At 50.3% G+C, this 22,726-nt stretch carries 22 protein-coding genes and 1 pseudogene; 10 read left to right on the top strand and 13 right to left on the bottom strand.

Annotated features, from left to right (window positions below):
- Nucleotides 1–333: 333 nt before the first annotated feature.
- Together ssb and Q9291_RS13750 are read right to left on the bottom strand one after the other, a co-directional pair.
- Entirely contained in the window at nt 334–864 is a 531-nt protein-coding gene (ssb, locus tag Q9291_RS13745; RefSeq protein WP_306390701.1) for a single-stranded DNA-binding protein, read from the bottom strand.
- A 4-nt stretch (nt 865–868) separates the two neighbouring features.
- On the bottom strand, nt 869–2,260 hold the full coding sequence (locus Q9291_RS13750) for an MFS transporter (RefSeq protein WP_306390702.1): 1,392 nt from the start codon (nt 2,258–2,260) through the stop codon (nt 869–871).
- 78 nt (nt 2,261–2,338) lie between these two features.
- Here Q9291_RS13750 and uvrA point away from each other — a divergent pair, with 78 nt between their 5' ends.
- Together uvrA and Q9291_RS13760 are read left to right on the top strand one after the other, a co-directional pair.
- Nucleotides 2,339–5,167, top strand: a complete 2,829-nt coding sequence (gene uvrA / locus Q9291_RS13755; protein WP_306390703.1) for an excinuclease ABC subunit UvrA — start codon at nt 2,339–2,341, stop codon at nt 5,165–5,167.
- Between the two features lie 218 nt (nt 5,168–5,385).
- The gene (locus Q9291_RS13760; RefSeq protein ID WP_306390704.1) at nt 5,386–6,447 is read left to right on the top strand and encodes an AraC family transcriptional regulator; all 1,062 of its coding nucleotides are present in this window, start codon (nt 5,386–5,388) and stop codon (nt 6,445–6,447) included.
- Between the two features lie 204 nt (nt 6,448–6,651).
- Here Q9291_RS13760 and andAb read toward each other — a convergent pair whose 3' ends face one another.
- The 6 genes from andAb to Q9291_RS13790 are packed head-to-tail and all read right to left on the bottom strand — an operon-like array spanning nt 6,652 to nt 12,519.
- On the bottom strand, nt 6,652–7,719 hold the full coding sequence (gene andAb, locus Q9291_RS13765; RefSeq protein WP_306390705.1) for an anthranilate 1,2-dioxygenase ferredoxin subunit AndAb: 1,068 nt from the start codon (nt 7,717–7,719) through the stop codon (nt 6,652–6,654).
- The gene (gene andAd / locus Q9291_RS13770) at nt 7,716–8,189 is read right to left on the bottom strand and encodes an anthranilate 1,2-dioxygenase small subunit AndAd (RefSeq protein WP_306390706.1); all 474 of its coding nucleotides are present in this window, start codon (nt 8,187–8,189) and stop codon (nt 7,716–7,718) included. Before andAd ends, andAb begins: the two co-directional genes overlap by 4 nt.
- A gap of 12 nt (nt 8,190–8,201) precedes the next feature.
- Nucleotides 8,202–9,485 (bottom strand): anthranilate 1,2-dioxygenase large subunit AndAc, encoded by a 1,284-nt coding sequence (gene andAc / locus Q9291_RS13775; RefSeq protein ID WP_306390708.1) that lies wholly within the window; start codon nt 9,483–9,485, stop codon nt 8,202–8,204.
- Between the two features lie 15 nt (nt 9,486–9,500).
- On the bottom strand, nt 9,501–10,445 hold the full coding sequence (locus Q9291_RS13780) for a SphA family protein (protein WP_306390711.1): 945 nt from the start codon (nt 10,443–10,445) through the stop codon (nt 9,501–9,503).
- A gap of 59 nt (nt 10,446–10,504) precedes the next feature.
- Entirely contained in the window at nt 10,505–11,290 is a 786-nt protein-coding gene (locus Q9291_RS13785) for an SDR family oxidoreductase (protein ID WP_306390713.1), read from the bottom strand.
- 8 nt (nt 11,291–11,298) lie between these two features.
- Complete coding sequence (locus Q9291_RS13790) at nt 11,299–12,519, bottom strand: dienelactone hydrolase family protein (protein WP_306390714.1); 1,221 nt, start codon at nt 12,517–12,519, stop codon at nt 11,299–11,301.
- A 61-nt stretch (nt 12,520–12,580) separates the two neighbouring features.
- Here Q9291_RS13790 and Q9291_RS13795 point away from each other — a divergent pair, with 61 nt between their 5' ends.
- From Q9291_RS13795 to Q9291_RS13805, 3 genes are read left to right on the top strand one after another with little or no spacing between them, the layout of a single operon-like run.
- Nucleotides 12,581–12,775 (top strand): hypothetical protein, encoded by a 195-nt coding sequence (locus Q9291_RS13795; protein ID WP_306390716.1) that lies wholly within the window; start codon nt 12,581–12,583, stop codon nt 12,773–12,775.
- A gap of 23 nt (nt 12,776–12,798) precedes the next feature.
- The gene (locus Q9291_RS13800) at nt 12,799–14,310 is read left to right on the top strand and encodes a flavin-containing monooxygenase (protein ID WP_306390717.1); all 1,512 of its coding nucleotides are present in this window, start codon (nt 12,799–12,801) and stop codon (nt 14,308–14,310) included.
- 50 nt (nt 14,311–14,360) lie between these two features.
- Nucleotides 14,361–14,639, top strand: coding sequence for an Lrp/AsnC family transcriptional regulator (locus tag Q9291_RS13805; protein WP_306390718.1), 279 nt, complete (start codon nt 14,361–14,363; stop codon nt 14,637–14,639).
- A gap of 246 nt (nt 14,640–14,885) precedes the next feature.
- On the opposite strand, the gene mtgA is transcribed toward Q9291_RS13805, so the two are convergent.
- From mtgA to Q9291_RS13820, 3 genes are read right to left on the bottom strand one after another with little or no spacing between them, the layout of a single operon-like run.
- A complete protein-coding gene (gene mtgA, locus Q9291_RS13810) occupies nt 14,886–15,572 on the bottom strand; it encodes a monofunctional biosynthetic peptidoglycan transglycosylase (RefSeq protein ID WP_306390719.1) in 687 nt (228 codons plus the stop codon).
- Between the two features lie 12 nt (nt 15,573–15,584).
- Nucleotides 15,585–16,397 carry a shikimate dehydrogenase gene (aroE, locus tag Q9291_RS13815; protein WP_306390720.1) on the bottom strand — a complete coding sequence of 271 codons (813 nt, stop codon included), beginning with the start codon at nt 16,395–16,397 and terminating at the stop codon, nt 15,585–15,587.
- Between the two features lie 12 nt (nt 16,398–16,409).
- Nucleotides 16,410–16,859: a rhodanese-like domain-containing protein gene (locus Q9291_RS13820; protein WP_306390721.1), complete on the bottom strand. Its 450-nt coding sequence runs from the start codon at nt 16,857–16,859 to the stop codon at nt 16,410–16,412.
- Nucleotides 16,860–17,191: 332 nt separating this feature from the next.
- On the opposite strand from Q9291_RS13820, the gene glnA reads away from it, so the two are divergent.
- The 4 genes from glnA to ntrC all read left to right on the top strand — a co-directional run bounded on the left by glnA (nt 17,192) and on the right by ntrC (nt 21,837).
- Nucleotides 17,192–18,601 carry a type I glutamate--ammonia ligase gene (gene glnA / locus Q9291_RS13825; protein WP_306390723.1) on the top strand — a complete coding sequence of 470 codons (1,410 nt, stop codon included), beginning with the start codon at nt 17,192–17,194 and terminating at the stop codon, nt 18,599–18,601.
- A gap of 128 nt (nt 18,602–18,729) precedes the next feature.
- On the top strand, nt 18,730–19,221 hold the full coding sequence (locus Q9291_RS13830; RefSeq protein ID WP_306390725.1) for a DUF4124 domain-containing protein: 492 nt from the start codon (nt 18,730–18,732) through the stop codon (nt 19,219–19,221).
- A gap of 107 nt (nt 19,222–19,328) precedes the next feature.
- The gene (gene glnL, locus Q9291_RS13835) at nt 19,329–20,429 is read left to right on the top strand and encodes a nitrogen regulation protein NR(II) (RefSeq protein ID WP_306390726.1); all 1,101 of its coding nucleotides are present in this window, start codon (nt 19,329–19,331) and stop codon (nt 20,427–20,429) included.
- A gap of 16 nt (nt 20,430–20,445) precedes the next feature.
- Nucleotides 20,446–21,837 (top strand): nitrogen regulation protein NR(I), encoded by a 1,392-nt coding sequence (ntrC, locus tag Q9291_RS13840; RefSeq protein ID WP_306390727.1) that lies wholly within the window; start codon nt 20,446–20,448, stop codon nt 21,835–21,837.
- Between the two features lie 63 nt (nt 21,838–21,900).
- Here ntrC and Q9291_RS13845 read toward each other — a convergent pair whose 3' ends face one another.
- Together Q9291_RS13845 and Q9291_RS13850 are read right to left on the bottom strand one after the other, a co-directional pair.
- Nucleotides 21,901–22,101 (bottom strand): DUF2283 domain-containing protein, encoded by a 201-nt coding sequence (locus Q9291_RS13845; RefSeq protein ID WP_306390729.1) that lies wholly within the window; start codon nt 22,099–22,101, stop codon nt 21,901–21,903.
- 1 nt (nt 22,102) lies between these two features.
- Nucleotides 22,103–22,360, bottom strand: a complete 258-nt coding sequence (locus Q9291_RS13850; RefSeq protein ID WP_306390731.1) for a DUF4258 domain-containing protein — start codon at nt 22,358–22,360, stop codon at nt 22,103–22,105.
- Nucleotides 22,361–22,418: 58 nt separating this feature from the next.
- On the opposite strand from Q9291_RS13850, the pseudogene Q9291_RS13855 reads away from it, so the two are divergent.
- Nucleotides 22,419–22,646: pseudogene (locus Q9291_RS13855) on the top strand (helix-turn-helix domain-containing protein); the annotation flags it as partial.
- Nucleotides 22,647–22,726 lie beyond the last annotated feature (80 nt).

Genomic DNA, 22,726 nt, shown 5'->3' on the forward strand with positions numbered 1-22,726 from the left:
CCGGATGAGTTTTACTTTAAACACCTGCCCGCAACACCCAAGGCAGCTTAAACAGAATCGCAAGATATTTCACTTAAAACTTCAAAGATTCTGTCCAACTAAACGGGGCCACCTCTTATATAAATAATTCTTGATTAATTTACTTATATGTTTCTCTAAACTTGATGTCAATTTAGCTTTTAAAAAAATAGCGATATCCCTAGAAAATTTATATTTTCATGGAGGTAATACAACATAATTTATAACTTAGTTATCAGAATGATGTAAACAAAAAAAACGGAGCCAAATCAATTGGCTCCGCTAATTTATTTACATTATGAGTTTTAGTAGTTTCTAGAACGGAATATCGTCATCAAAATCGTCAAAATTGCCAGCTGGCTTGCTAGCAGGCTGGAAAGCGTTGCGATTTGCTGCGCCGCCAGCATTACCACTACCCATCGCAGGTTGCTGCTGACGTGGTGGCGCCTGGTTGTAGTCGTCCATGCCACCGCCTTGATCCATCTCGCCGCCTTCATAAGAGGCGCTACCACCTTCACGGCCAGTGCCTAACATTTGCATCTGGTCGGCAACGATTTCGGTGCTGTAGCGGGTGACGCCATCTTTTTCCCATTTACGGGTTTGCAGACGGCCCTCAATATAAACTGGGCGGCCTTTTTTCAGGTATTCACCGGCGATTTCGGCCAGACGGCGGTACATGACAATATTGTGCCATTCGGTTTTTTCTTGCTTGACGCCGGATTTGTCTTTCCAGTTTTCAGTGGTGGCAATACTGAAGTTTGCAACGGCTTCACCGTTGGGCATATAACGTACTTCCGGGTCACGTCCCAGATTACCCATCAAAATAACCTTGTTCACCGATGCCATATGATTAACTCCCTATCCGATTCATGATTGCTTGCGACAATGCCGCCTGAAATTCTTTGCTACGCTGATTTTCCAACTTTACCATGAGCATGGTTTCAGTGGGAATGGCGACCACTTCATACACGCCTTCCATGGCGCGGATGTCCTGCGCCAGTTTTGCAGCTTGCGCATCATTATACCCCTGTATGTGGAACATTTTAGTCTTCACACTGGGGGGCGCTTGCATGCCTAATGCCAGTAGCAGCCAGATGGTCATCAGGCCCGCACAAAATAAAAACACCACACTGTTACCGTAATGGTGCGATAGCCATCCACCCATGGTGGCGCCTAAAAACATGCCAAAAGACTGGGCGGTGTTGTGCACGCCCATGGCGGTGCCCTTGGATGCCACTGGTGCCATTTTGGAAATCAGCGAGGGCAATGAGGCTTCTAAAATATTAAAGGCCACAAAGTATGAAAACAGCGTTACCACGATGCCAGCCAGACTGTTCAGGCTCACCATAAAAGCCAGCTGGGTCAACAGCATCAGGGCAACTGCACTGACGAATACCGGTTTCAGTTTGGCTTTCTTTTCAGCATAAATAATCGCCGGGACCATCAGCACAAAAGAAATCACCAGTACCGGGAGATAAATTTTCCAGTGTGCATTTTCGTTTAATCCCGTGTTGGCCTTGATCGCAAAAGGCACCACCATGAACATGGCCATTTGGGCGCCGTGCAGGCAAAAAGTGCCAAAGTTCAGGCGCAGTAACTGCCTGTCGTGTAGCACCTCTTTCATTTTTGCAGGGGCGGCTTGTGCATCAGAGTGAAAATGGACTTCCAAGGGATCAGGCACGCCATACTTAACAACAAAAATGGCCATGATCGACAAGACTGCCGTGAGCCAGAAAATGCCTGATACGCCTATCCACTGATTTAACAGGGGGCCTGCAACCAGAGAGACTGCGAATGTGAGGCCAATGGTCGCGCCTATCATCGCCATGGCCTGGGTGCGATGTTCCTCCCGGGTTGAATCCGCGACCAGCGCCGTCACCACTGCCGAAATGGCGCCCGCCCCTTGGATGGAGCGCCCGATAATCACCATGTAAATATCGTGTGCAGATGCTGCCACTACGCTGCCGATGGCAAATAAGAGCAGCCCGAGGTAAATCAGCTTTTTGCGGCCGAAACGGTCAGAAGCCATGCCGAAAGGCAGTTGCAGAATCACCTGCATAAAACCATAGGCACCGAGGGCCAGTCCAATCAACGCATGATTTTGGCCCCCTTCTAACGTTTCGGCATAAATGGCAAAAATCGGCAGGATTAAAAACATGCCTAACATACGCAGCCCATAGATAGAGGCGAGTGCCGCGGTGGCGCGCGTTTCTATTCGGGTCATTTTTTCGGAGAACTGCATGGAATCAGGAAGAAAACTTGGCTTAATTCAAAATAATTGCGTATATTATCAGGTTGGCTGTCTGTTCGTGAAAGTATCATGGAATTTATCAAAATTCGCGGGGCGCGCACCCACAATCTCAAGAACATTAATCTCGATATTCCCCGCAACCAGCTGGTCGTGGTGACAGGGTTATCCGGCTCAGGGAAATCCTCTCTGGCATTTGATACGCTGTATGCGGAAGGGCAGCGCCGCTACGTCGAAAGTTTATCGGCCTATGCCCGCCAGTTTCTGGCACGCATGGATAAGCCCGATGTCGATTTGATCGAAGGCTTGTCGCCTGCCATCTCGATTGAACAAAAATCCACCTCGCACAACCCGCGTTCGACCGTGGGCACGGTGACTGAAATTCACGATTATTTGCGTTTGCTGTTTGCCCGCGCGGGCGACCCCGAGTGCCCGGAGCATGGCATCAAGCTCGAAGCGCAAACCGTGAGCCAGATGGTGGACAGTATTCTCAAGCTGCCTGAAGATACCAAGCTGATGATTTTGGCTCCTGTCGTGGCCAACCGCAAAGGCGAGCAGCTGGATCTGTTTGATACCTTGAAAGCACAAGGGTTTGTGCGTTTGCGCGTTGACGGCAAAATCTACGAAATGGATGCTTTGCCGCAACTGGCTAAAACCACAAAACACAATGTGGATGTCGTGGTCGATCGGCTAAAAGTGCGTGAGGATATGAAGCAACGGATTGCCGAATCTGTAGAAACTGCATTGCGGTTGGCAGATGGCAAAGTCATCGCGCTCGAAATGGACAGTGAAAAAGAGCATTTGTTTTCGGCCAAATTTTCCTGCCCGGTGTGTGATTACTCACTGGCAGAGCTCGAACCGCGCCTGTTCAGTTTCAACAACCCGATGGGTGCTTGCCCAAAATGCGATGGCCTGGGCAATGTGACTTTTTTTGACCCCAAACGCGTGGTGGCCTTTCCGCATTTGTCACTTGCCAGTGGCGCCATCAAGGGCTGGGATAAGCGCAATCAATTTTATTTCCAGATGTTGTCCAGCTTGAGCCAGCATTACAATTTTGATCTGGAAGCGCCGTTTGAAAATCTGCCAGAACCAATACAGCAGATCTTGCTGTTTGGCTCTGGCAAAGAGCAGATTACCTTTAAATACCTCAATGAGCGCGGCACTTTTTTTGGGAAAACGCATACGTTTGAGGGCATCATCAACAACCTTCAACGCCGCTATCGCGAGAGTGATTCCAGTGCAGTGCGCGATGAACTGGCCAAATACATCAATGCGACTACCTGCCCTGATTGCCTGGGAACGCGACTGCGCAAAGAAGCCAGGCACGTCAAAGTGGGTGAAAAAAACATTCATCAGATTTGCGAAGTGCCACTGAAGGTCGCGTTGCACTTTTTTGAGTCTTTACAGTTGAGCGGCCAGAAACTGGCGATTGCCGACAAGATCGTCAAGGAAATTGAAAGTCGTCTGAAGTTTTTAACCAATGTTGGGCTGGAGTATTTATCACTGTCGCGCTCGGCCGAAACCTTGTCTGGTGGAGAGGCACAACGTATTCGCCTCGCCTCGCAAATCGGCAGCGGGCTGACTGGCGTGATGTATGTGCTGGATGAGCCCTCTATCGGTTTGCATCAACGCGACAATGACCGCTTGCTGGAAACCCTCAAGCGTTTGCGTGATATCGGCAATAGCGTGATTGTGGTCGAACATGATCAAGATGCGATTCAAATGGCTGACTTTGTGGTTGATATTGGTCCGGGGGCCGGAGAACATGGCGGTAATATTGTCTCGTTTGGGACCCCCGCGCAAATTGAAGCAGACCCCAACTCGCTGACCGGGCAATACATCAGTGGTAAAAAGCAGATTCAGTTCAAGATGCCACGCACTCAGCCCGATCCTGCACGCTGGATCAAACTGAATGGCACCACCGGCAATAATCTGAAAAATGTCAGCGTGGAAATTCCGGTCGGCCTCCTCACCTGTGTCACCGGGGTTTCCGGTAGTGGCAAATCTACCTTGATAAATGACACGCTCTACCGTGTGGTGGCTACCCATTTGTATGGCAGCAGCACCGAAGCGGCTCCTTATGAAAGTATTGAGGGCTTGGAGTTTTTCGATAAGGTAGTGGATGTGGACCAAAGCCCGATCGGCCGCACACCTCGCTCAAACCCCGCGACGTATACCGGATTATTTACGCCGATTCGTGACTTATTCGCCAGCGTGCCTGAAAGTCGTGCACGCGGTTATGGCCCTGGCCGCTATTCTTTTAACGTCAAAGGTGGCCGTTGTGAGGCTTGTCAGGGCGATGGTGTGCTGCGTGTTGAAATGCACTTCTTGCCAGATGTGTATGTCCCTTGTGATGTATGTAAAGGCCAGCGGTATAACCGCGAAACGCTGGAGATCCAGTTTAAAGGCAAAAATATTCACGAAGTGCTGGCGATGACGGTAGAACAGGCGCACCAGTTCTTCAATGCGCAGCCAGTGATCGAACGCAAACTGAAAACATTGCTCGATGTCGGCCTGGGCTATATCACACTGGGTCAGTCGGCCACCACCTTGTCTGGCGGTGAGGCGCAACGTGTCAAGCTGGCGCTAGAATTGAGTAAACGTGACACCGGCCGTACACTGTATATACTTGATGAACCGACCACAGGCTTGCACTTTGCCGATATCCAGTTGCTACTAGACGTGATTCACCGTTTGCGTGATGCAGGCAATACCGTAGTCATTATTGAACATAACCTGGATGTGATTAAAACCGCTGACTGGCTGATTGATATGGGCCCTGAAGGCGGAGATGGCGGTGGCGTGGTGGTCGGGGTAGGCACGCCGGAAACATTGGCAGAGAATAGTGCCAGCTACACGGGCCGCTATCTGATCCCGCTACTCAAACAACTTAAGTCCTGATTCCAGAGACATGCACTTCCCTCGCCAGGCCTGCTTATGCAGGCCTGACTTTTTCTGCATCGCATCCTCAACAGGGATGGTATACATCTTGCTAACTTTAAGCCTATAACAGTAAAAATTTCTTTTTAATCCAGATAGATAGCAGATGGTATCCAAAAAATGCAGCCACTATCCGGATACTGCAGAACCTCGGGCCAGAGGGAAGAGAGAGGCGCACCATGACTGTGTTAGGTAGCACTATATTGGAGCAAGCAAACCGGACTGATCGCAGTGTTTCGGCACTGATTACGCAGTTGGAGACGACATTATTTAATGAGGACAACCGGCTGTTTTGTTCTTCGGACATGGATGAAGTGCAACAGACCGTGGGCGACATTTTCAAGCCACATAGGCTTAAAATCCGTGACCGGCGTGAACAGGGCATTGCCAGCATGCATCATGTCCGCCAGGGGGCCTTGTCGCTCAACCGCTTGCAGTACCAGCACGAAGTGGTGATAGACCCGGACCGGCTGAATGATTTTTTTCTGGTGCATATCCCGATGAATGGCAGTTCCACCATCCGTTGCGGCAATCACCGCTTTTTGTCGACACCTCACAACGCCTCTCTGGTATCGCCGACCTTGCCGCTGGAAATTGAATGGGAAGCGGGCAGCGCAGACATCATTTTACGTATAGAGCGTGCTCGGCTGGACACACATTGTGCGCAGCATTTAGGGATGCAACAACTCGAAAAACCGCTGGAGTTTCATCCTGACTTGGCACTTGAAACGCCTGCAGGACAGTATTTCTTAAAGCTGGTGAGCATGCTTGCTGACAATATGCAGAGCCCGTATCCGCAGTTACGTGAGCCTATCGTGTTTGAGCAGTTTGAATCCACCCTTTTTAATGCCTTGCTGTATGGCCAACCCCACAATCTGTGTATGAAAGCCCCTGTCACCAATATTGCGCCGTTCTACATCAAGCGGGTAGAAGACTATATCCAGCATCATACCGCCGACAGCATGACCATAGAGTCTTTGGCAGCGATTGCCGGGGTCAGTGCACGTACCCTGTTTGCCGGCTTCCAACGCTATCGAGGCTTGAGCCCGATGGATTACTTGCGGCAAGTGCGCCTTGATCGGGTGCGTGAAATGCTGTTGTCTGAACACAGTGCCCACCTGTCAGTGACTGAAATTGCCATGCATTGGGGATTTAACCATATGGGCCGTTTTGCGATTGATTATAAAAAACGCTTTGGCGAATCCCCTTCAGCAAGTCGCCGCTTTGGCCCAGGACATTAACAATCGTTCTAGACTCACCCTGGCAGGACGACATGCAACCAGGTCAAACACCAGATTTCAAGGTTTAAAAGACCTCAAGGCTTGATCATCAACTCATCAGCAAGTGTACAAAGGCTTAGGGAGAATTTGATTAGACATTAAACAGCCTGTGTCACCGCTTGGGCCATCAACTCCAGATGGCGCATCCAGCGAGACACAGGCTGCTTAAGCGGCTTGCCGACGGTCAGCTTGCGAATAGAAGGCATCGGCAAAAAATGCCGTGGACGCTAGGCCATGCGCCACAAACCGTTCATGCGCAGCAGCCACCATGGCCGGGGAGCCACAGGCATAGACCTCAAACGGCTGTAATTCTGGCCAATCGTGCAAGACCGCATCAGTCACGTAGCCTTGCCGACCCTGCCAATGCGCGGGCGTATCGGCAGATAACACCGGCACATAATGAAACCAGGGATAACGGGTGACCAGATCCAGGCATTGGCTGTGTTGGTACAAGTCCGGTAAGGTGCGGCCACCCCAATACAACGTCACCGGGGCCTCATTACCGGCAGCAATCAGCGCTTCCAGCATGGCCTTGACCGGCGCAAAGCCGGTGCCGGTCGCCACCATGATTTTAGGTTTCTGGCTGGCTTGCAGCGTGAATTGCCCATGCGGGCCATCGATATTTAAGGGGGTCCCCGGTGTCAGCTCATGAAACAGCTGGTCTGTAAACAACCCGCCCGGCAGATGGCGGATATGTAATTCCAGCGTATTCGATGTCACTTGGGCCAGGGAGTAACTTCGCCGCTGGTCACCCAGCAGGATATCTATGTATTGGCCAGGCTGGTAGCTCAATCGATGTGCTTCAGGCAATTGCATGCGTACCAGCGCCACATCCGGCGCCACTTTCTCTACGCTGGATAACACCACTTCTATCGCTGCTGGCTGCGCTTGGACAGGTGGTGCCCCGGCTTCAACCGCCACCTGTACCCGCCCTTCTTGTATCCTGACGGGAAAACTGCGCACGGCCTCGGTCACCGGTGCACACTTGGCAGCCCCGGTGCGAATATCAAATAAGCCCTGATGCAAAGGGCATTCGACACACCCCTCTTCAACATAACCCTCTGACAACCGCGCGACGCCGTGCGTGCATAAATCATGCAGCGCAAACAATTGATCCTCCAGCCGGAAAATGGCAATCTGCATGCCGCCCGCCTCCACCGCGACCGGCTCATCTTCGCTAAACGCCTCCACGGCACCAATGTCTAGCCAGCGATGTAAGTGGACGGTACTCATATCGGGGTCGCCAGCAAAGTTTGTACGCGGGAGGTGTCATAAATCACCTGCCGCCGCTTGAAGCGCCAGCCCTGTTCGGTGCGCACAATCTGGTCGATATAACGGCCGGTCTGATACACCTGTGACTCACCGTTTTGCAGCGTTTGTACCACCACGTAACTGGATTCGGCCTGCACCTCATCGTCATTGCTGGCTTGCACAATCAGGCCAGAAGTCATATGACGGTAGGTATGGCTTTCAAAAATATTGGCATGGCGCAAAGAGGTAACGCGGTCTTCCAGCATGTTGCGGTTATCAAAATAAATCATGCCGATGGGCAGGCCTGCATCGAAGTTTTCTTTTGGCACGATGCTGTAGTGGCAGTCTTCGGTGAAAAACTGTGGCCAGCGCTCCAACTGGTCGTTATCCAGCGCCGCAATATAGGCTTGCTGTAACTGTTGCACTTCAAACCAAGTCTGTAGTTCTTGCATGGTGTGTACTCCTTAAAAACCCATGAGTTGCTGATAACCGACCCAGAAACGGCGGATCAGGCTCTCGGTGATCAGCGTGTCCTGCTGGTCAGGTTGGTCTTTACTCATTTCAATCACTGAGTAGGCGTCGCCGTCACGCACGGTGCCGCGCTGCACCAGTTCGGTTGCTTCAGTATCTTCCATCGAGATATAGCCTGCCGGACCGACCAGATTGGCTTGTTTAAGCCGCATGGCCCGCAGTTCCGGCGTATCATCGACATAGCCAAAAAAGTGGAAAATCAGCTCGAAATTGTTGGGGCCTTTGGCCAGCAACTGCCGCGCCACCAGCGTATTGTGGATTTGCTGTACCACCAGCTGCGGAAAGATAGGCTGAATATGGTTGGTGGTCAGCTCTTCAAACTCCTGAATCTGGCCGAGCAGGCTGTCATCCTTGAGCTGAAAACCCTCGTCAAACGACCGGATGGCTTGCGCCTTGTAGGCATCAGCGGTTTCCACCTCGTTTTTAGTGGCCGTGATAATGCTATGCAAGCCGTGCGTGGCATCCGGAATCGAACGCGCCTTCATGCCCACCCGAAAAATATTAAAGGTGGTATGAAACAGATGTAGCAGACTGGCGTGGTAGGGATCCTTGACGTTTTCCAGATACAGCTTCCAGTTAGACTTGGAGTACTGGCGGGTGCATCCCAGATACTCAATCGGCTTATGGAAAATACGGTCTATCCAAGGCCGCATTTCCGGGCCGATATACTCGGGCAAGGGCGCCACACTCTCGCTAAAGGTGGCAAATACCAAGCCTTTGTAGCTATCGACACGCAACTGTTTCAAACCGTGCTCTTTGGGATTAAAGTCTTTGGGCATACCCGCCATGCCTTTCTGGCCACGGCGGAATGGTACGCCTTGCAGGTTGCCCTCGCAGTCAAAACTCCACTGGTGATAAACACAGGTATGCTCGCTGGCATTACCTCTGGCCTGCCGGCAAACCTGGGCCCCACGGTGCGCACAGCGGTTGACCCAGGCGGCCAGGCCGCCTTGCTGGGTACGCGTCATCACCACCGGCGTGTCGCCGACAAAGGTGCTTTTAAAATCACCAGGGTTAGGGATTTCGGCTTCCAGCCCCAAAAAGCTCCAGGTTGGGCCGCGGAAAATACGTTCCTGCTCCAGCTCGTATACTGCTTGTGAACTGAAGACCGCATACGGAATGCGGGAACCATCTTCAGTCGGGAATTTGAGCAAGGGTTCCGCGGGCTGGGATTTGCCAGGCTGAAACTGGATGGCTTGTGCTTGAATAGCATTCATGATGACCTCGGCGAATTAAAAGTGATGCACAAAGCGCAGGTTGTAACGTTCACCTTCAGTGCGGTTTTTTACTGCCATCTCGTCATAGAAGTTAAACATCAGGTGGTTCTCCTTGGAGAAGCTGTAGACGCCGCCCAACCCTAAGGCCAGCACCTGTTCGCGACGGCCTTTAACATCATCGCCATTCATTTGCGTATCGGTGGTTTGTTTGAGGTAATAGCCGTTAATGCCCAAGCGCAATTGCGGGGTAAACGCATACTCCATGGCAAAGTTGGTATGAAACGCCTGACCTGCGCGCGTGGTTCTGGCCCCTAGCGCCTCAAAGCCCCGGTTGGGGTCATCGTTTTTGCCATTCCACAAATAATGAGCCCGCACAGAGGCTGTCCATTCCGGGGTAAAGAAATAGGTGCCTGACCAATAGGGGTTGAATGACCAGGTATTGCTGCCAGGATTGATTTCGCTCTTGGAACTGTATTCGCCCGTGGGCAGAATAAATTGCAACTCGACCCGGTGCATGAATTTGGGGCCTTGCTCCCCCATGATGGGCGCCCATTGTAAAAATGGCCCGATCAGCAAATCACCCACTCCGCTCTCCCCCGCCTTGGGAAACGCGCTATTGGAGGCGCCATAACTGGTGTGCGGACTCACTACCGGCACAATCACGTCCAGCCCGAGATTAGCCCCGGCAACGTTGATGTCGGAAATATAGAGGATTTGCGACAAACTGACGGTGACATCCACCTTGGGTTTAGGCAAGGCCAGACTGTCGCCACTGTTGTCCTTGAATTTGTCGGCATGGTATTGCTGAATATACTGGGTAAAGTACCAGCCATTGCCTGCAGGCGGGGCACCATCGAGAAAGCTGGTAAACCCAAGGTTGACGGCTGGCAGGTCATAGGCTTGAGCGAGCAGCGGTGTGGTTGCGGCCAGGATGGCCAAAGTGAGGGTGCGCATTTGCATCTTAAAGTCCTTTCAAAAAATACTTAAAAAATCGTTCTGGTGATCGGTTAACAACTGCTTCAACTCGCTAACTTTGGAATCGCAGGTTCGGCCTGCTCTGGTCCGAGTGCGCCATAGCCGCCATCAACGGCATAGACGGCACCGGTGACAAACGAGGCATGGTCGGAGCACAAAAACAGCACCACATCTGCCACTTCGTGCGGATCGCCGACGCGTTTGAGCATATGGAATGGCGCGGCCACGGCGTCGGTTTTTGCGCGGTTACCGCCTGTGAGTTCGTCCATGACGCGTGACCAGATCCAGCCAGGTGCCACCGCATTGACACGGATGTTATCGGTGGCCAGATCCAGCGCCATGCTGCGCGTCAGTTGCTCGGTGGCGGCCTTAGTGGCCGGATACAACCAGCGGCCGGTTTGTGCGGCGTTGGCGGAAATACTGGAAAAATGCACGATGGCACCGCCGCCACGGGCGCACATGGCGGCATGGCAAGCTTTGGCCAGCATGACGCTGCTGACCAGATTGACGTTGTAGCTGTGTAACCAGTCGGCACGGCTGGCGGCAAAACCGTTGTCGACATAGCTGCAAGCCAGATTGACCAGAAAATCGATGCCACCAAACTGTTGCTGTGTAGTGGCCACCAGTTGCTGCAAGGCGGCATCGTCACTGATGTCGGTCTGCTGAAACAGAATCTGCGGGCTGATGGCAGCGGCCACCTCTGCGCCTCGTGCATCAATATCCACCGCCACCACCTTGGCGGCCGCTTCAAAAAAGGCCTGTACCACGGCGGCACCGATCAAAGTGGCGCTACCGGTAATGATCACGACTTTGTTTGCAATCCCTTTCATGGCGCACCTCATGCGTTGGCGCTACGTGACCAGTTGGCCATCAGCGTGTTGGAAGGCAGGGCCGGGTCAAGCAGCTTGCGCGCCTGCTCCACGCCACAGATGGCGGGTACCAGCGCCGGGTCAAGCAAACCTGCTTGCACCAGCACACCGGCCTGGTCCCAGTAAATATGCTCGTTGTATAACTTGTCTCCGCGGAAAGTGACTACCACCAGCATGGGAATCTCGATATGGCGTCCAGTTGGTGCCACATTGGGCAGCAACCAGTCGATTTCACAGTCATGGGTAAAACTGAGTACAAATTCATCCACCATGCGATCGGCACCGACTACCCGCGAGATTGGGGTCATGTCCATGTCTTGCGGGTTGTTATGGATAAAGTGGTGCTGGTAAAAACGGCGCAACATGGCGTAACCAACGCCGCCAGTCATGGTGGGCACATGATTGACATAAGGCTCGGCGACCATGGTGGTCATGGTGGCTTCAGCATCGCGTGTGGCAAATTCGAGTGCGAAATGGTGATCGGCAATCGCGCTGAGGTCGTAATCGGGGCCGATGGCCTTACGTAAAGCACTCAAGGTACGGCTGTAGGCCATTTGAGCCGAAGGCGCATGGTAGTGGGCGCCACCGACACGGGCAAAGGCATGGTCCATCCCGGGATAGACCTGGGTTTTAACCAGTGGCTGAGTGGCGGCTGCGGCCAGGATGGCCTCGCGCGCAGCAGGCGGACAAAAGGCATCCAGCTCGGCGATATGTAACAGCAGCGGGCATGTCAGCTCTGCCATGGCAGGCAAGGCCTGCTCGATGCCCACTCCGTAATAGCCGACTGCGACATCGGCATCGGTCTGGCTGGCTGCCAGATAGGCTAGCTTGCCACCCAGACAATAGCCCATCACCCCTACTTGCCCACTACAGCCAGGCAGGTTGCGCACACAGGTGATGGCAGCCTGCACATCCTGCATGCCGCTGGCTTCATCAAAGCGCTGGTAATAGCCGAGTGCAGCTGGCATATCCTCTGCCGCATCGGTCAAGCTGATGCCAGGCTGTAAACGCCAGTACAAATCCGGCACCAGCACCATGTAGCCTTCTTCGGCATACAGGTCTGCCATCGCCTGCATATTGGCATTCACGCCAAAAATTTCCTGGCATAACACCAGGCCAGGGCCGCTGCCGGTGGCAGGCAACGCCAGATAACCTTTAAAGGCTGGAGATTGCGCGCTGATTTCTATCATCTTTCCCATTGTTCGTCTCGCTTGCTCGGTTGAAGAGTGAGAAGGCCAGTGATCACCTTCGTTGTGGTTGCTACTTTCTCGCAGTGCAGACGGCGGGGCTATCCGCTCCATGCAGTCACTATCCGCATTGCGCAGCGAAATGCAGCGCCCATGCAAGTTGTTGCCGAACGCGGATAGTGCAGGCGGTTTCTGGATAGTCGGCAACCTTGGCTCGCTCAATACTGCACCCGACGATGCAGGGATAGGCCCTGTATGATTTTTAAGCACAAAGGAAACCGTATGAATATTGCGATTGTGGGTGCCGGGTTTGCCGGTTTGAGTACAGCAAAAGTGCTGACAGCTTTTGGTCACCAGGTGACGGTGTTTGAGAAAGAAGCCGATGTTGGCGGGGTATGGAGTGCGTCCAGGCGCTATCCCAATCTGACCACGCAAAATGTAAAGTCCACTTATGCCTTTTCAGATTTCCCCTATCCCAAACACTATCCTGAATGGCCAAGCGGTGAGCAGGTGCAGCACTATCTGGATGCCTATACCAGGCACTTCAAGTTTGCGCACCTGCTGGCATTGAATACCGAAGTGAAATCGGCGCAGCCAGTGGGCAATGGCTGGCAACTCACCGTTAAGGCCGCAGGTAAAGAGGAGGAGACACGTCACTTTGACTTTCTGATTGTCTGCAACGGGATTTTTTCGCAGCCCATGATTCCAGAGTATCCAGGGTCAGAGGCTTTTATCGTCGCTGGTGGCCGCATTTGTCACACGAGCGAATTCAAGGAGTTGGCAGATGCCAAGGGGAAGCATGTGCTGATCGTCGGTTACGGCAAATCGTCTACTGATGTGGCACAGGCGGTTTGCCAGCAAGCTGCCAGCACCACGGTGGTGGCGCGACATTTGATTTGGAAAGTGCCAAAACGCCTCATGAACGTGCTCAATTATAAATATCTGTTTTTGACGCGCATGGGCGAAGGTCTGTTTAAATATATCCGCCTGAAAGGCATTGAGCGATTTTTGCACGGTATCGGTAAACCGATCCGCAACAGCATGCTCAACCAGGTGCAGTGGGTAATCAACCGCCAATGCCGACTGGAAAAGCTCGGCCTGAAACCTGACCAACCGCTCGAATCAATTGCGCGCAGTACCGTCAGCCTGGTGACAGAAGGCTTCTTTGAAAGCGTGGAGGCGGGTCATATTCACGTTGCCAAAGAAAATAGCATCACTGGCTTTAGCATCGAACATGGCGTGCGTTATGCACATTTAAGTGATGGCCGCCGCTTGCCCGCCGATATTGTGATTTGCGGGACAGGCTGGCATCAACGTGTGCCTTTTTTAACAGAGGACGTCATGCAATATGTCACCGATGCTGAAGGCAACTTTGTGCTCTATCGCTCGATGGCTCCGGTAGGCATGCCTGGTCTCGCCTTTAATGGCTACAACTCTTCATTCTTTAGCCAGCTGAATGCTGAAGTGGGCGCTTACTGGCTGGCAGACTGGATGGGCGGCAAGATGAAGCTGCCCCCCGCCGATGTACAGCGCAGCACTATCAAGGAGCGCCTGGCATGGATGGAAGCGCGCAATGAGGGCAAGCACTCCAAAGGCACCAATATCATCCCTTTTTCGGTGCATCACATTGACGAACTATTAGCCGATATGCGACTGCCGCTGGGCGTTGCCACCCGTTTCAAGCAATGGTTTTTACCGATAGATCCGGCAGACTTTCAATATTTACACAAGGCATTGCTACAGCGGCATCAGCCCAGCAGCGCGAAAATGCAGGTACAGACAAAAACCGTTTGAATAGCCCACTCTCCGCCGCACGTCAGCGGAGACTTTAAGCAGGAGGTCTTATGATGACTTGTATTATGCTGGTAAACGCTGAGCGCCAGCAGATTGCCTCGGTGGCTGAACAACTGGCGGCGATGTCGCATGTCTCCGAGGTCTATTCAGTGAGCGGTCAATATGACCTGGTGGCGGTGATTCAAGTGAGCGGGCCTGAGGCGCTCTCTGCGCTCGTGACGCATGCGCTAGCGGCGGTCAACGGCATTGTTCGCACCGAAACCATGCTGTCGCTACGCACTTACCGCAAGCAGGATCTGGATACTATGTTTGATATCGGCACGTCTTAAACAGACACAATATACGCGTGATTTTTGAGGGATATTTAAAAAATACGGCCAGTTTAACTGGCCGTTACCTTACACCCTGTGAACATCTCGCTGTAAAGGGCTAAGGTCAACATGCAATCTGCCCCCAATGCCCCATATAGTCATGGCGCATCTAAATACGGATGTGGTTAGGCCACACACAAATATTTATATAAAATATTGTAGGTGGAGGTGTTTGGCTTCAATCACGCAAACAAGCCCTTAAAGTCAGGGTATTTTGACCAATCGCATGCGTGCCTGTATGGTGGCTGCATGGCGGCTCAGGTAGCGTGTACTGCGATGTACATCATAAAAACGCGGGTTAGGGATCATGGCGGCCAATCGCGCCGCCTGGGCAGGCCCCAGCGCCTGGACGCTGCCATGAAAATAATGGCGTGATGCCGCTTCAGCCCCAAACACGCCCTCACCCCACTCAATCACGTTCAGGTAAATCTCAAGGATGCGGCGTTTGGTCATGAGCTTTTCCAGCATAAATGTAATGACGACTTCTTGCGCTTTGCGCCACGGTGTTCGATGCCCTGATAAAAAAAGATTCTTCGCCAGTTGCTGGCTGATGGTAGAGCCGCCAGCCACAATTTTGCCTTTTTTGAGGTTTTTTTCAAAAGCAGTTTCTATCCCCACCCAGTCAAATCCCTGATGATCCACAAACTTGCTGTCTTCAGCCGCAATGACGGCTCGTTTGAGATGTTTACTGATCTGCGTATAAGGGACCCAACGTTGTTGTAACGTAGCCTCGGCGCGCTTTTCCTGCATGATTTCGATGCGTGCCTCCATAAATGCGGTCGAGGTTGGGTTGTGATTCACCCACCACAAGATATGCCCAAGTATCCATAGCTGATAAAACAACACCCATGCTAACACCCACCACAGCAAGGTTTTAATGATGTGTTTCATTGGGCTTGGTTGTTATCGTTGTTGTCGAATGGCGGCAATCACCGGGGAGGTTGCTGGTCGCAAGCCATGCCAAAGATAAAAAGCTTCAGCAGCTTGCTCGACCAGCATGCCAAGCCCATCGGCTACTTGTGCTCCAGCGGTACGCGCTTGATGCATAAACGGCGTTTCACGCCCATACATCATGTCATAGGCCAAGGTATCACTTGAAAAAATACGATCAGGCAAAGGGAGCGCGCTATCAGTCAGTCCAGCAGATGTGGCATTGACAATTAAATCATAACGAACGTTTAAATTTTCATACTCAACTGCACGTACATCATAGTCATGATAGAGCCCAGTGATCATTTTGAGGGCTTTTGCCAAGGTGCGATTTGCGATGGTTAGGCTATTCGCGCCTACTAAGGACATTAATACTCCATGTGCGGCTCCGCCCGCACCCAAAATCAGGATATTTTTGCCTCGAATTTCAAAACCTAGATTGCCCTCAATATCATTACGTAAACCAATACCATCGGTATTGTCACCTTGAATATCGGTTGCAGTAAATGTCAGCGTATTGACTGCCTCACCCGCTGATAAAGCGCGTTCTGTCAAATTTGGATAACTTAGCTGATAGGCCTCAAATTTAAACGGTACTGTCACGTTGGCACCGATATAACCTTCAGCTTGCAAGCGTTTTATAGTGGATGAAAAGCCGTCTAGTGGAGACAGCAACCTTTCATAATGAATCTGCTTGCCGAACTGTCTCGCAAAGGCCTGGTGTATCAATGGTGATTTGCTATGTTCTATCGGGTTACCGATGACCGCGTACTTTTCAATACTCATATTAGAAGGTAATCAGTTTGTCCAAGGCAGCCCGGCGTGTTTCCAGCCATTGATCAACGTCCGCTGTTTCAGCGCGTTAGCTTCGCCTTCAAAACCCTCAATCATGTTAAACGCTTTTGCATAACCCAGCTGTTGCGCCAGTAAAGCCGCGTTATGGCTGCGTCCACCTGTACGACACATAAAAATGACGGTGCTATTTTTATCAATCTGTGCCTGTAATTGCTGCGCAAAATCAGGGTTTGCCACCATGCCGGGATAAAATGCCCATTCAATATGGGTGGCAAACGGGACACGGCCAACAAGCTCCAGTTCGGCGCGCGATCTGACATCAACCAGAACAGCTTCAGTATGTTGCTCGACAAGGAGATAGGCTTCTTGTGGGGTTAGCAAGCCAGCATAGGCAATATTATTTTCTCTGGCACGCTGGTGCGCCTGATTTAAAATTTGTTCAACTGTGCTCAAAATAGACCTCTTTTTAACAGCGACTACAACTTTTGAAAGATATGCGAGTATACCTGCTAAATTCACCCACCCCTATAATGCACCAAATTGGTGCCCAATTTGTTGCTTTGCACATCATTAGTGCAAGTTGTTTTGCGGGTTTTATTCAAGTTATTGTCAAAGCACCATAAAAGCATATTTTTCAGTGGCATGCTTCCTGCTAAGATTACACACTAAGATTTATTAAAAATCCACTGTTCATATTTACATACGTTTCGGGACATCCGCGACATGTCTCGATTTTTCGTATGAAAAATTGATTGTTTTAGACCTTGATCACTGAGGAGAATGTAATGTCTGTAGCAAACGTTATGAAAATGGTTGCGGATAACGACATCAAGTTTGTCGACTTCCGTTTTACCGACACCAGAGGTAAAGAGCAGCACGTCACAGTGCCTGTTTCAGCCTTTGACCAAGATAAATTTACTGAAGGCCATGCATTTGACGGTTCCTCCATCGCAGGATGGAAAGGCATTCAAGCGTCTGACATGCAATTGATGCCTGATGCAAGCACTGCATTCATTGATCCGTTCTTTGACGAGCCAACACTGGTGCTGACTTGCGATGTGGTAGACCCTACAGATGGTAAAGGTTACGACCGTGACCCACGTAGCTTGGCCAAGCGCGCAGAAGCTTATTTGAAATCCAGCGGTTTGGGCGACACCGCCTATTTTGGCCCAGAACCAGAGTTCTTCATTTTTGATAGCGTGCAATGGGATGCCACCATGGGTGGTAGTTTCGTTAAAATCAACTCCGAAGAAGCTGCATGGTCATCTGCTGAAAAATTCGAAGGCGGCAACACAGGGCACCGTCCAGGCGTCAAGGGTGGTTATTTCCCTGTTCCTCCAGTTGATTCATTGCACGACATCCGTTCACAAATGGTGTTAACGCTGGAAGAGTTGGGCGTGCCCGTTGAAGTGCACCACCACGAAGTAGCCACTGCTGGCCAATGTGAAATCGGTACCAAGTTTGCAACGTTGACACAACGTGCTGACTGGACGCAGATTCTTAAATACGTGGTGTTAAACACAGCTCATGCGTATGGCAAAACAGCGACTTTCATGCCTAAACCCATGTTTGGTGACAACGGCTCCGGTATGCACGTACACCAATCTGTATGGAAAGACGGTAAAAACCTGTTTGCAGGGAATGGGTATGCTGGCCTGAGTGATTTTGCGTTGTACTACATCGGCGGGATCATCAAACATGCACGTGCTTTGAATGCCATTACCAACCCTGGCACTAACTCTTACAAACGTCTGGTACCGCACTACGAAGCCCCAGTAAAACTGGCTTACTCCGCTAAAAACCGTTCTGCAGCGATTCGTATTCCGTTTGTACATTCAGACAAAGCACGCCGTGTTGAAGCACGTTTCCCAGATCCAATTGCCAACCCTTACCTGGCGTTCTCAGCATTGCTGATGGCAGGTCTTGATGGTGTGCAAAATAAAATTCACCCAGGTGAACCAGCCACTAAAGACTTGTACCATCTGCCACCAGAAGAAGATGCATTGATCCCAACCGTTTGTTCCTCATTAGAGCAAGCGCTTGAGTATCTGGATAAAGACCGTGAGTTCTTGACTCGTGGCGGTGTTTTCTCGGATGACTGGATTGATTCTTACATTGCATTAAAAATGGAAGAAGTCACCAAACTGCGTCAAACTCCGCACCCTGTTGAGTTTGGTCTTTACTACTCTTGCTAATCACAAGATAACGCACCAAAACAGGGCAGCTATGGCTGCCCTGTTTTTTTGTCTCACATCAGGACTACGTCAACTGCATAGTCTTTTCAGACGTTGATATAGTCAACAATCTACTCTAAACTATTGCTATGAAAAGACTTTTTACCGCTGCCACGTGTTTGCTGCTGGCCATAGACTGTAATGCAGATATTTACAAATATACTGATCAAAATGGTGTTGTAACCTACACTAATGTAAAGCCTGCAAGGAGTGGCAAGTCAGAGCTGATTATCGCAGGTCCTAAGCAGTCACAAACAGAAGCGCCAGCAAAACAAAACAATATCACTTCTAAAAGTCCCAGTCCTGCAAGTTTTCCCAAAGTGGATCATCAAACGCAAAATCAGCGTGATTTGAAACGAAAAGAAATTTTACTAAGTGAATTAGATCAAGAAAAACAAGCACTTGAAAATGCAAAGGTGTTATACGAAGAAGCTAGGAACAATCCGGAAGTCTATCGTACCGCCCAAGGAAAAACCTTTCGTAACGTAGCCAAGTATGAAGAAAAGCTGCGTATTATTGAAGCCGAAATTCAAGCGCATGAAAGGAATATCGAACTTCTGAACAAAGAACTTAATCATTAAAGCGCACCATTTTGGGGGTTCTCTAATTAAACATGCACTGTTAACAAAAATTGGCTTACGTTTTGCTTTATAAGAGTGCGCAGTTTATTCATCATTAAGTCAGGGATATGGTTCAAAGTTCTCCAAACGGGTTTAGCGGCCTAGAGCACATTGCTACAGCGGTTATATTGCTCAACAACCAACTTGAGGTCACTTATGCAAACTCGAGTGCGGAGATATTGTTTGCGTTTAGTGCCAATCAAATTCATGGACTGCATATCCATGATGTGTTTGTAAACTGCGAAATCCTGCAAATGGCAGTGACCAATGCCATTCAAACCCAAAGCCCATACCGTGAGCATGAGTTTTTGCTGACGACACAACGTCAACATACAACAGCTGTTACATGTACGGTGACACCTATTTCCAGCAGCTTCAATCAAGTGGCTGAAGATATGCTGATACTGGAATTTGTACAAATGGATCAGCAATTGCGCATTGCCCGCGAAGAGCGCATGCTGATTCAGCAACAGGCAAACTCAGAGTTGCTGCGTAATCTGGCACATGAAATTCGCAACCCGTTGGGTGGCCTGCGTGGTGCGGCACAATTGCTTGAATTTGAGCTGCCGCAGCCTTCTCTTAAAGAATATACCCAGGTGATTATCAAAGAGGCTGATCGATTGCACAGCCTGATGGATCGCTTGCTGGCACCGCATCGTGTACCTAAATATGAGCCGACTAACATCCACGAGGTGTTGGAGCGCGTACGCAGTTTGTTACTGGCAGAATCGCCTAATCATATTCGCGTGATCAGAGATTACGACACCAGCTTGCCCGAATTGATAGGTGATCGTGAAAAACTGATTCAGGCCGTATTGAATATTGCGCGTAATGCTGCGCAAGCCATGCAACAACACCAAACTAAAGATGCCAGCATCACCTTCCGCACGCGTGCCGAGCGCCAGATCACCTTGGCCAGAAAACGTTACCGTGTAGGTATTCATCTGGAAATTATTGATAACGGTCCTGGTATTCCTGCCGGTATTAAAGAGCGCATTTTCTATCCTCTTGTTTCGGGAAGAGAAGGTGGTACCGGGCTGGGGCTAGCGCTGGCACAAACCTTTATTACACAGCACCATGGCATGATTGACTGCGAGTCACAGCCTGGCAAAACCATTTTCCATATTCTGCTACCGATAGAAAGTACGCAGCTTAAATCAGTACAATAATCAACGAGAAAAAGCTATGAAGCCAATCTGGATTTTAGATGATGACAAATCAATTCGCTGGGTGTTTGAAAAAGCCCTGGCGCGTACTGACTTCGAATTCAAAACGTTCTCATCACCAGCAGAGGCGCTTAATGCGCTGAATCGTGAGCAGCCACAAGTCATTGTGAGCGATATTCGTATGCCGAATGGCTCAGGGCTGGATTTCTTATCTGAAGTGAAACAACGTTACCCGGATATTCCGGTGATTATTATGACTGCTTACTCAGACCTCGAGAGTGCTGTTGCTGCTTTTCAGGGCGGTGCTTTTGAGTACTTGGCCAAACCTTTTGATGTAGACCAAGCCATTGAAATCATCAAACGCGCAGTAGATGAAAGTATGCGTCAGGCGGTCGAGGCCGTAGAAGACAATGAGCCAACACCAGAAATCATTGGTCAGGCGCCTGCCATGCAGGAGGTCTTTCGCGCCATTGGTCGCCTGAGTCGCTCACATTCCACTGTTTTAATTAATGGTGAGTCTGGTAGTGGAAAAGAACTGGTCGCGAGCGCATTGCACAGACATAGCCCACGTGCGGACAAGCCGTTTATTGCCATTAACACGGCTGCGATTCCCAAAGATCTGCTTGAATCAGAGCTATTTGGCCATGAGCGAGGCGCCTTTACCGGGGCCGCCGCCGCCAGACGAGGACGCTTTGAACAGGCTGATAACGGGACATTGTTTCTCGATGAAATTGGTGACATGCCTGCCGATCTGCAAACACGCTTGTTACGTGTGCTGTCTGACGGACAGTTTTACCGCGTGGGTGGGCATCAGCCAATTAAAGTAAATGTACGGGTGATTGCGGCTACTCACCAGGATCTTGAAGAGCGCGTTAAAAATGGATTGTTCAGGGAAGATCTCTTCCACCGCTTAAACGTGATACGCCTGCGTCTGCCGCCATTGCGCGAGCGTCGTGAAGACATCCCCCTGCTGACCAAGCATTTTTTAGCCCACAGCGCACAACAGCTCGGTGTAGAACCCAAACAACTGTCGCAAGCGGCCCTGAAGTACCTCATGTCCGTCAACTGGAGTGGTAACGTTCGTCAGCTTGAAAATGTATGCCATTGGCTTACAGTCATGGCGCCTGGGCAAAATGTAGATGTCAACGACCTACCACAAGAGCTGAAAGAAGACTCAAACAAACAAAGTGGCGGTGGTTCCTGGCAAGAAGCGCTGGCACAAGAAGTCACTGATGCCCTTAACCGGGGAGAAACCAATATTCTTGATGCCAAGACCAAGGAATTTGAGCGCACGCTGATTACGCGCGCCCTTGTGCATACCGATGGACGTCGAATTGAAGCAGCCAACCAGTTAGGGATGGGAAGAAATACGCTCACGCGTAAAATTCAGGAATTGGGGATAGATGATTAATGTCTTGTAAATAAACGGCTACGCGTAATTGTAAATACACAAAGATAGCATGCTTTAATTTCACTAAGCCGCTTTTAGTGAGTCGCCACTATGAAATGGAATTAAACCTGAACCAACCGCATCTAAAATAACCATTTCAACTATACTGCCATCTGCAGCATAACTAATATTTACATTCCAATCTTGCGATGTTTCACGCAAAATAGGCTGGTCATTAAACACCATTTTCAAAATGTCATCTTCGGGATAATAGGTAGTTCTCATTTCACTGCTCCAGTTCAAAATGATGCATCACTGTTTTAACCACTAAACATGTCTCAAGTACAACAGCAACACACAACAAATTATCATTTCTGCCAGTGTAAGATTTAAAAATCCATAAACGCACTTCATCTTTTTTGCGTATTTCGCCAGTTTCTATCAAATCTAGAATCAATGACTCAGAAATATTACGCTCTGACATACGCTCCCTAGCATGGTGCGTTATTCTTACTGAGCAACTAAATCGTTTACTGTGCATCATGACATCATACACTTAATAAAAGAATTCAAAAATTGGCTGGCAAAGTAGGTAGCCATTTTGGCAGGATGTTCTCTTACAAGAAGTCACTGATGCGCTCAATCGTAGCGAAACCAACATATTGGATGCGAAAACCAAGGAATTTGAACGCATCCTTATTACGAGCGCCCTAGCCCATACCGATGGCCGCCGTATTGAAGCTGCGAATCAGTTAGGTATGGGTAGAAATACGCTGACTCGCAAGATTCAAGAACAGAGGTGGCCCCGTTTAGTTGGACAGAATCTTTGAAGTTTTAAGTGAAATATCTTGCGATTCTGTTTAAGCTGCCTTGGGTGTTGCGGGCAGGTGTTTAAAGTAAAACTCATCCG

It is taken from the genome of Methylophilus aquaticus, from assembly GCF_030769565.1.
Classification (GTDB): Bacteria; Pseudomonadota; Gammaproteobacteria; order Burkholderiales; family Methylophilaceae; genus Methylophilus; species Methylophilus aquaticus.

Excerpts from the sequence above, each read along its gene's own strand:
- andAc (WP_306390708.1), bottom strand. The coding sequence starts at position 9,485 with ATGAATGCTATTCAAGCACAAGCCATCCAGTTTCAGCCTGGCAAATCC.
- Q9291_RS13830 (WP_306390725.1), top strand. The coding sequence starts at position 18,730 with ATGAAAAGACTTTTTACCGCTGCCACGTGTTTGCTGCTGGCCATAGAC.
- Q9291_RS13800 (WP_306390717.1), top strand. The coding sequence starts at position 12,799 with ATGAATATTGCGATTGTGGGTGCCGGGTTTGCCGGTTTGAGTACAGCA.
- Q9291_RS13850 (WP_306390731.1), bottom strand. The coding sequence starts at position 22,360 with ATGATGCACAGTAAACGATTTAGTTGCTCAGTAAGAATAACGCACCAT.
- glnL (WP_306390726.1), top strand. The coding sequence starts at position 19,329 with ATGGTTCAAAGTTCTCCAAACGGGTTTAGCGGCCTAGAGCACATTGCT.
- uvrA (WP_306390703.1), top strand. The coding sequence starts at position 2,339 with ATGGAATTTATCAAAATTCGCGGGGCGCGCACCCACAATCTCAAGAAC.
- mtgA (WP_306390719.1), bottom strand. The coding sequence starts at position 15,572 with ATGAAACACATCATTAAAACCTTGCTGTGGTGGGTGTTAGCATGGGTG.
- aroE (WP_306390720.1), bottom strand. The coding sequence starts at position 16,397 with ATGAGTATTGAAAAGTACGCGGTCATCGGTAACCCGATAGAACATAGC.
- glnA (WP_306390723.1), top strand. The coding sequence starts at position 17,192 with ATGTCTGTAGCAAACGTTATGAAAATGGTTGCGGATAACGACATCAAG.
- ntrC (WP_306390727.1), top strand. The coding sequence starts at position 20,446 with ATGAAGCCAATCTGGATTTTAGATGATGACAAATCAATTCGCTGGGTG.
- Q9291_RS13760 (WP_306390704.1), top strand. The coding sequence starts at position 5,386 with ATGACTGTGTTAGGTAGCACTATATTGGAGCAAGCAAACCGGACTGAT.
- Q9291_RS13780 (WP_306390711.1), bottom strand. The coding sequence starts at position 10,445 with ATGCAAATGCGCACCCTCACTTTGGCCATCCTGGCCGCAACCACACCG.
- Q9291_RS13845 (WP_306390729.1), bottom strand. The coding sequence starts at position 22,101 with ATGAGAACTACCTATTATCCCGAAGATGACATTTTGAAAATGGTGTTT.
- andAb (WP_306390705.1), bottom strand. The coding sequence starts at position 7,719 with ATGAGTACCGTCCACTTACATCGCTGGCTAGACATTGGTGCCGTGGAG.
- Q9291_RS13785 (WP_306390713.1), bottom strand. The coding sequence starts at position 11,290 with ATGAAAGGGATTGCAAACAAAGTCGTGATCATTACCGGTAGCGCCACT.
- Q9291_RS13790 (WP_306390714.1), bottom strand. The coding sequence starts at position 12,519 with ATGATAGAAATCAGCGCGCAATCTCCAGCCTTTAAAGGTTATCTGGCG.
- andAd (WP_306390706.1), bottom strand. The coding sequence starts at position 8,189 with ATGCAAGAACTACAGACTTGGTTTGAAGTGCAACAGTTACAGCAAGCC.
- ssb (WP_306390701.1), bottom strand. The coding sequence starts at position 864 with ATGGCATCGGTGAACAAGGTTATTTTGATGGGTAATCTGGGACGTGAC.
- Q9291_RS13805 (WP_306390718.1), top strand. The coding sequence starts at position 14,361 with ATGATGACTTGTATTATGCTGGTAAACGCTGAGCGCCAGCAGATTGCC.
- Q9291_RS13750 (WP_306390702.1), bottom strand. The coding sequence starts at position 2,260 with ATGCAGTTCTCCGAAAAAATGACCCGAATAGAAACGCGCGCCACCGCG.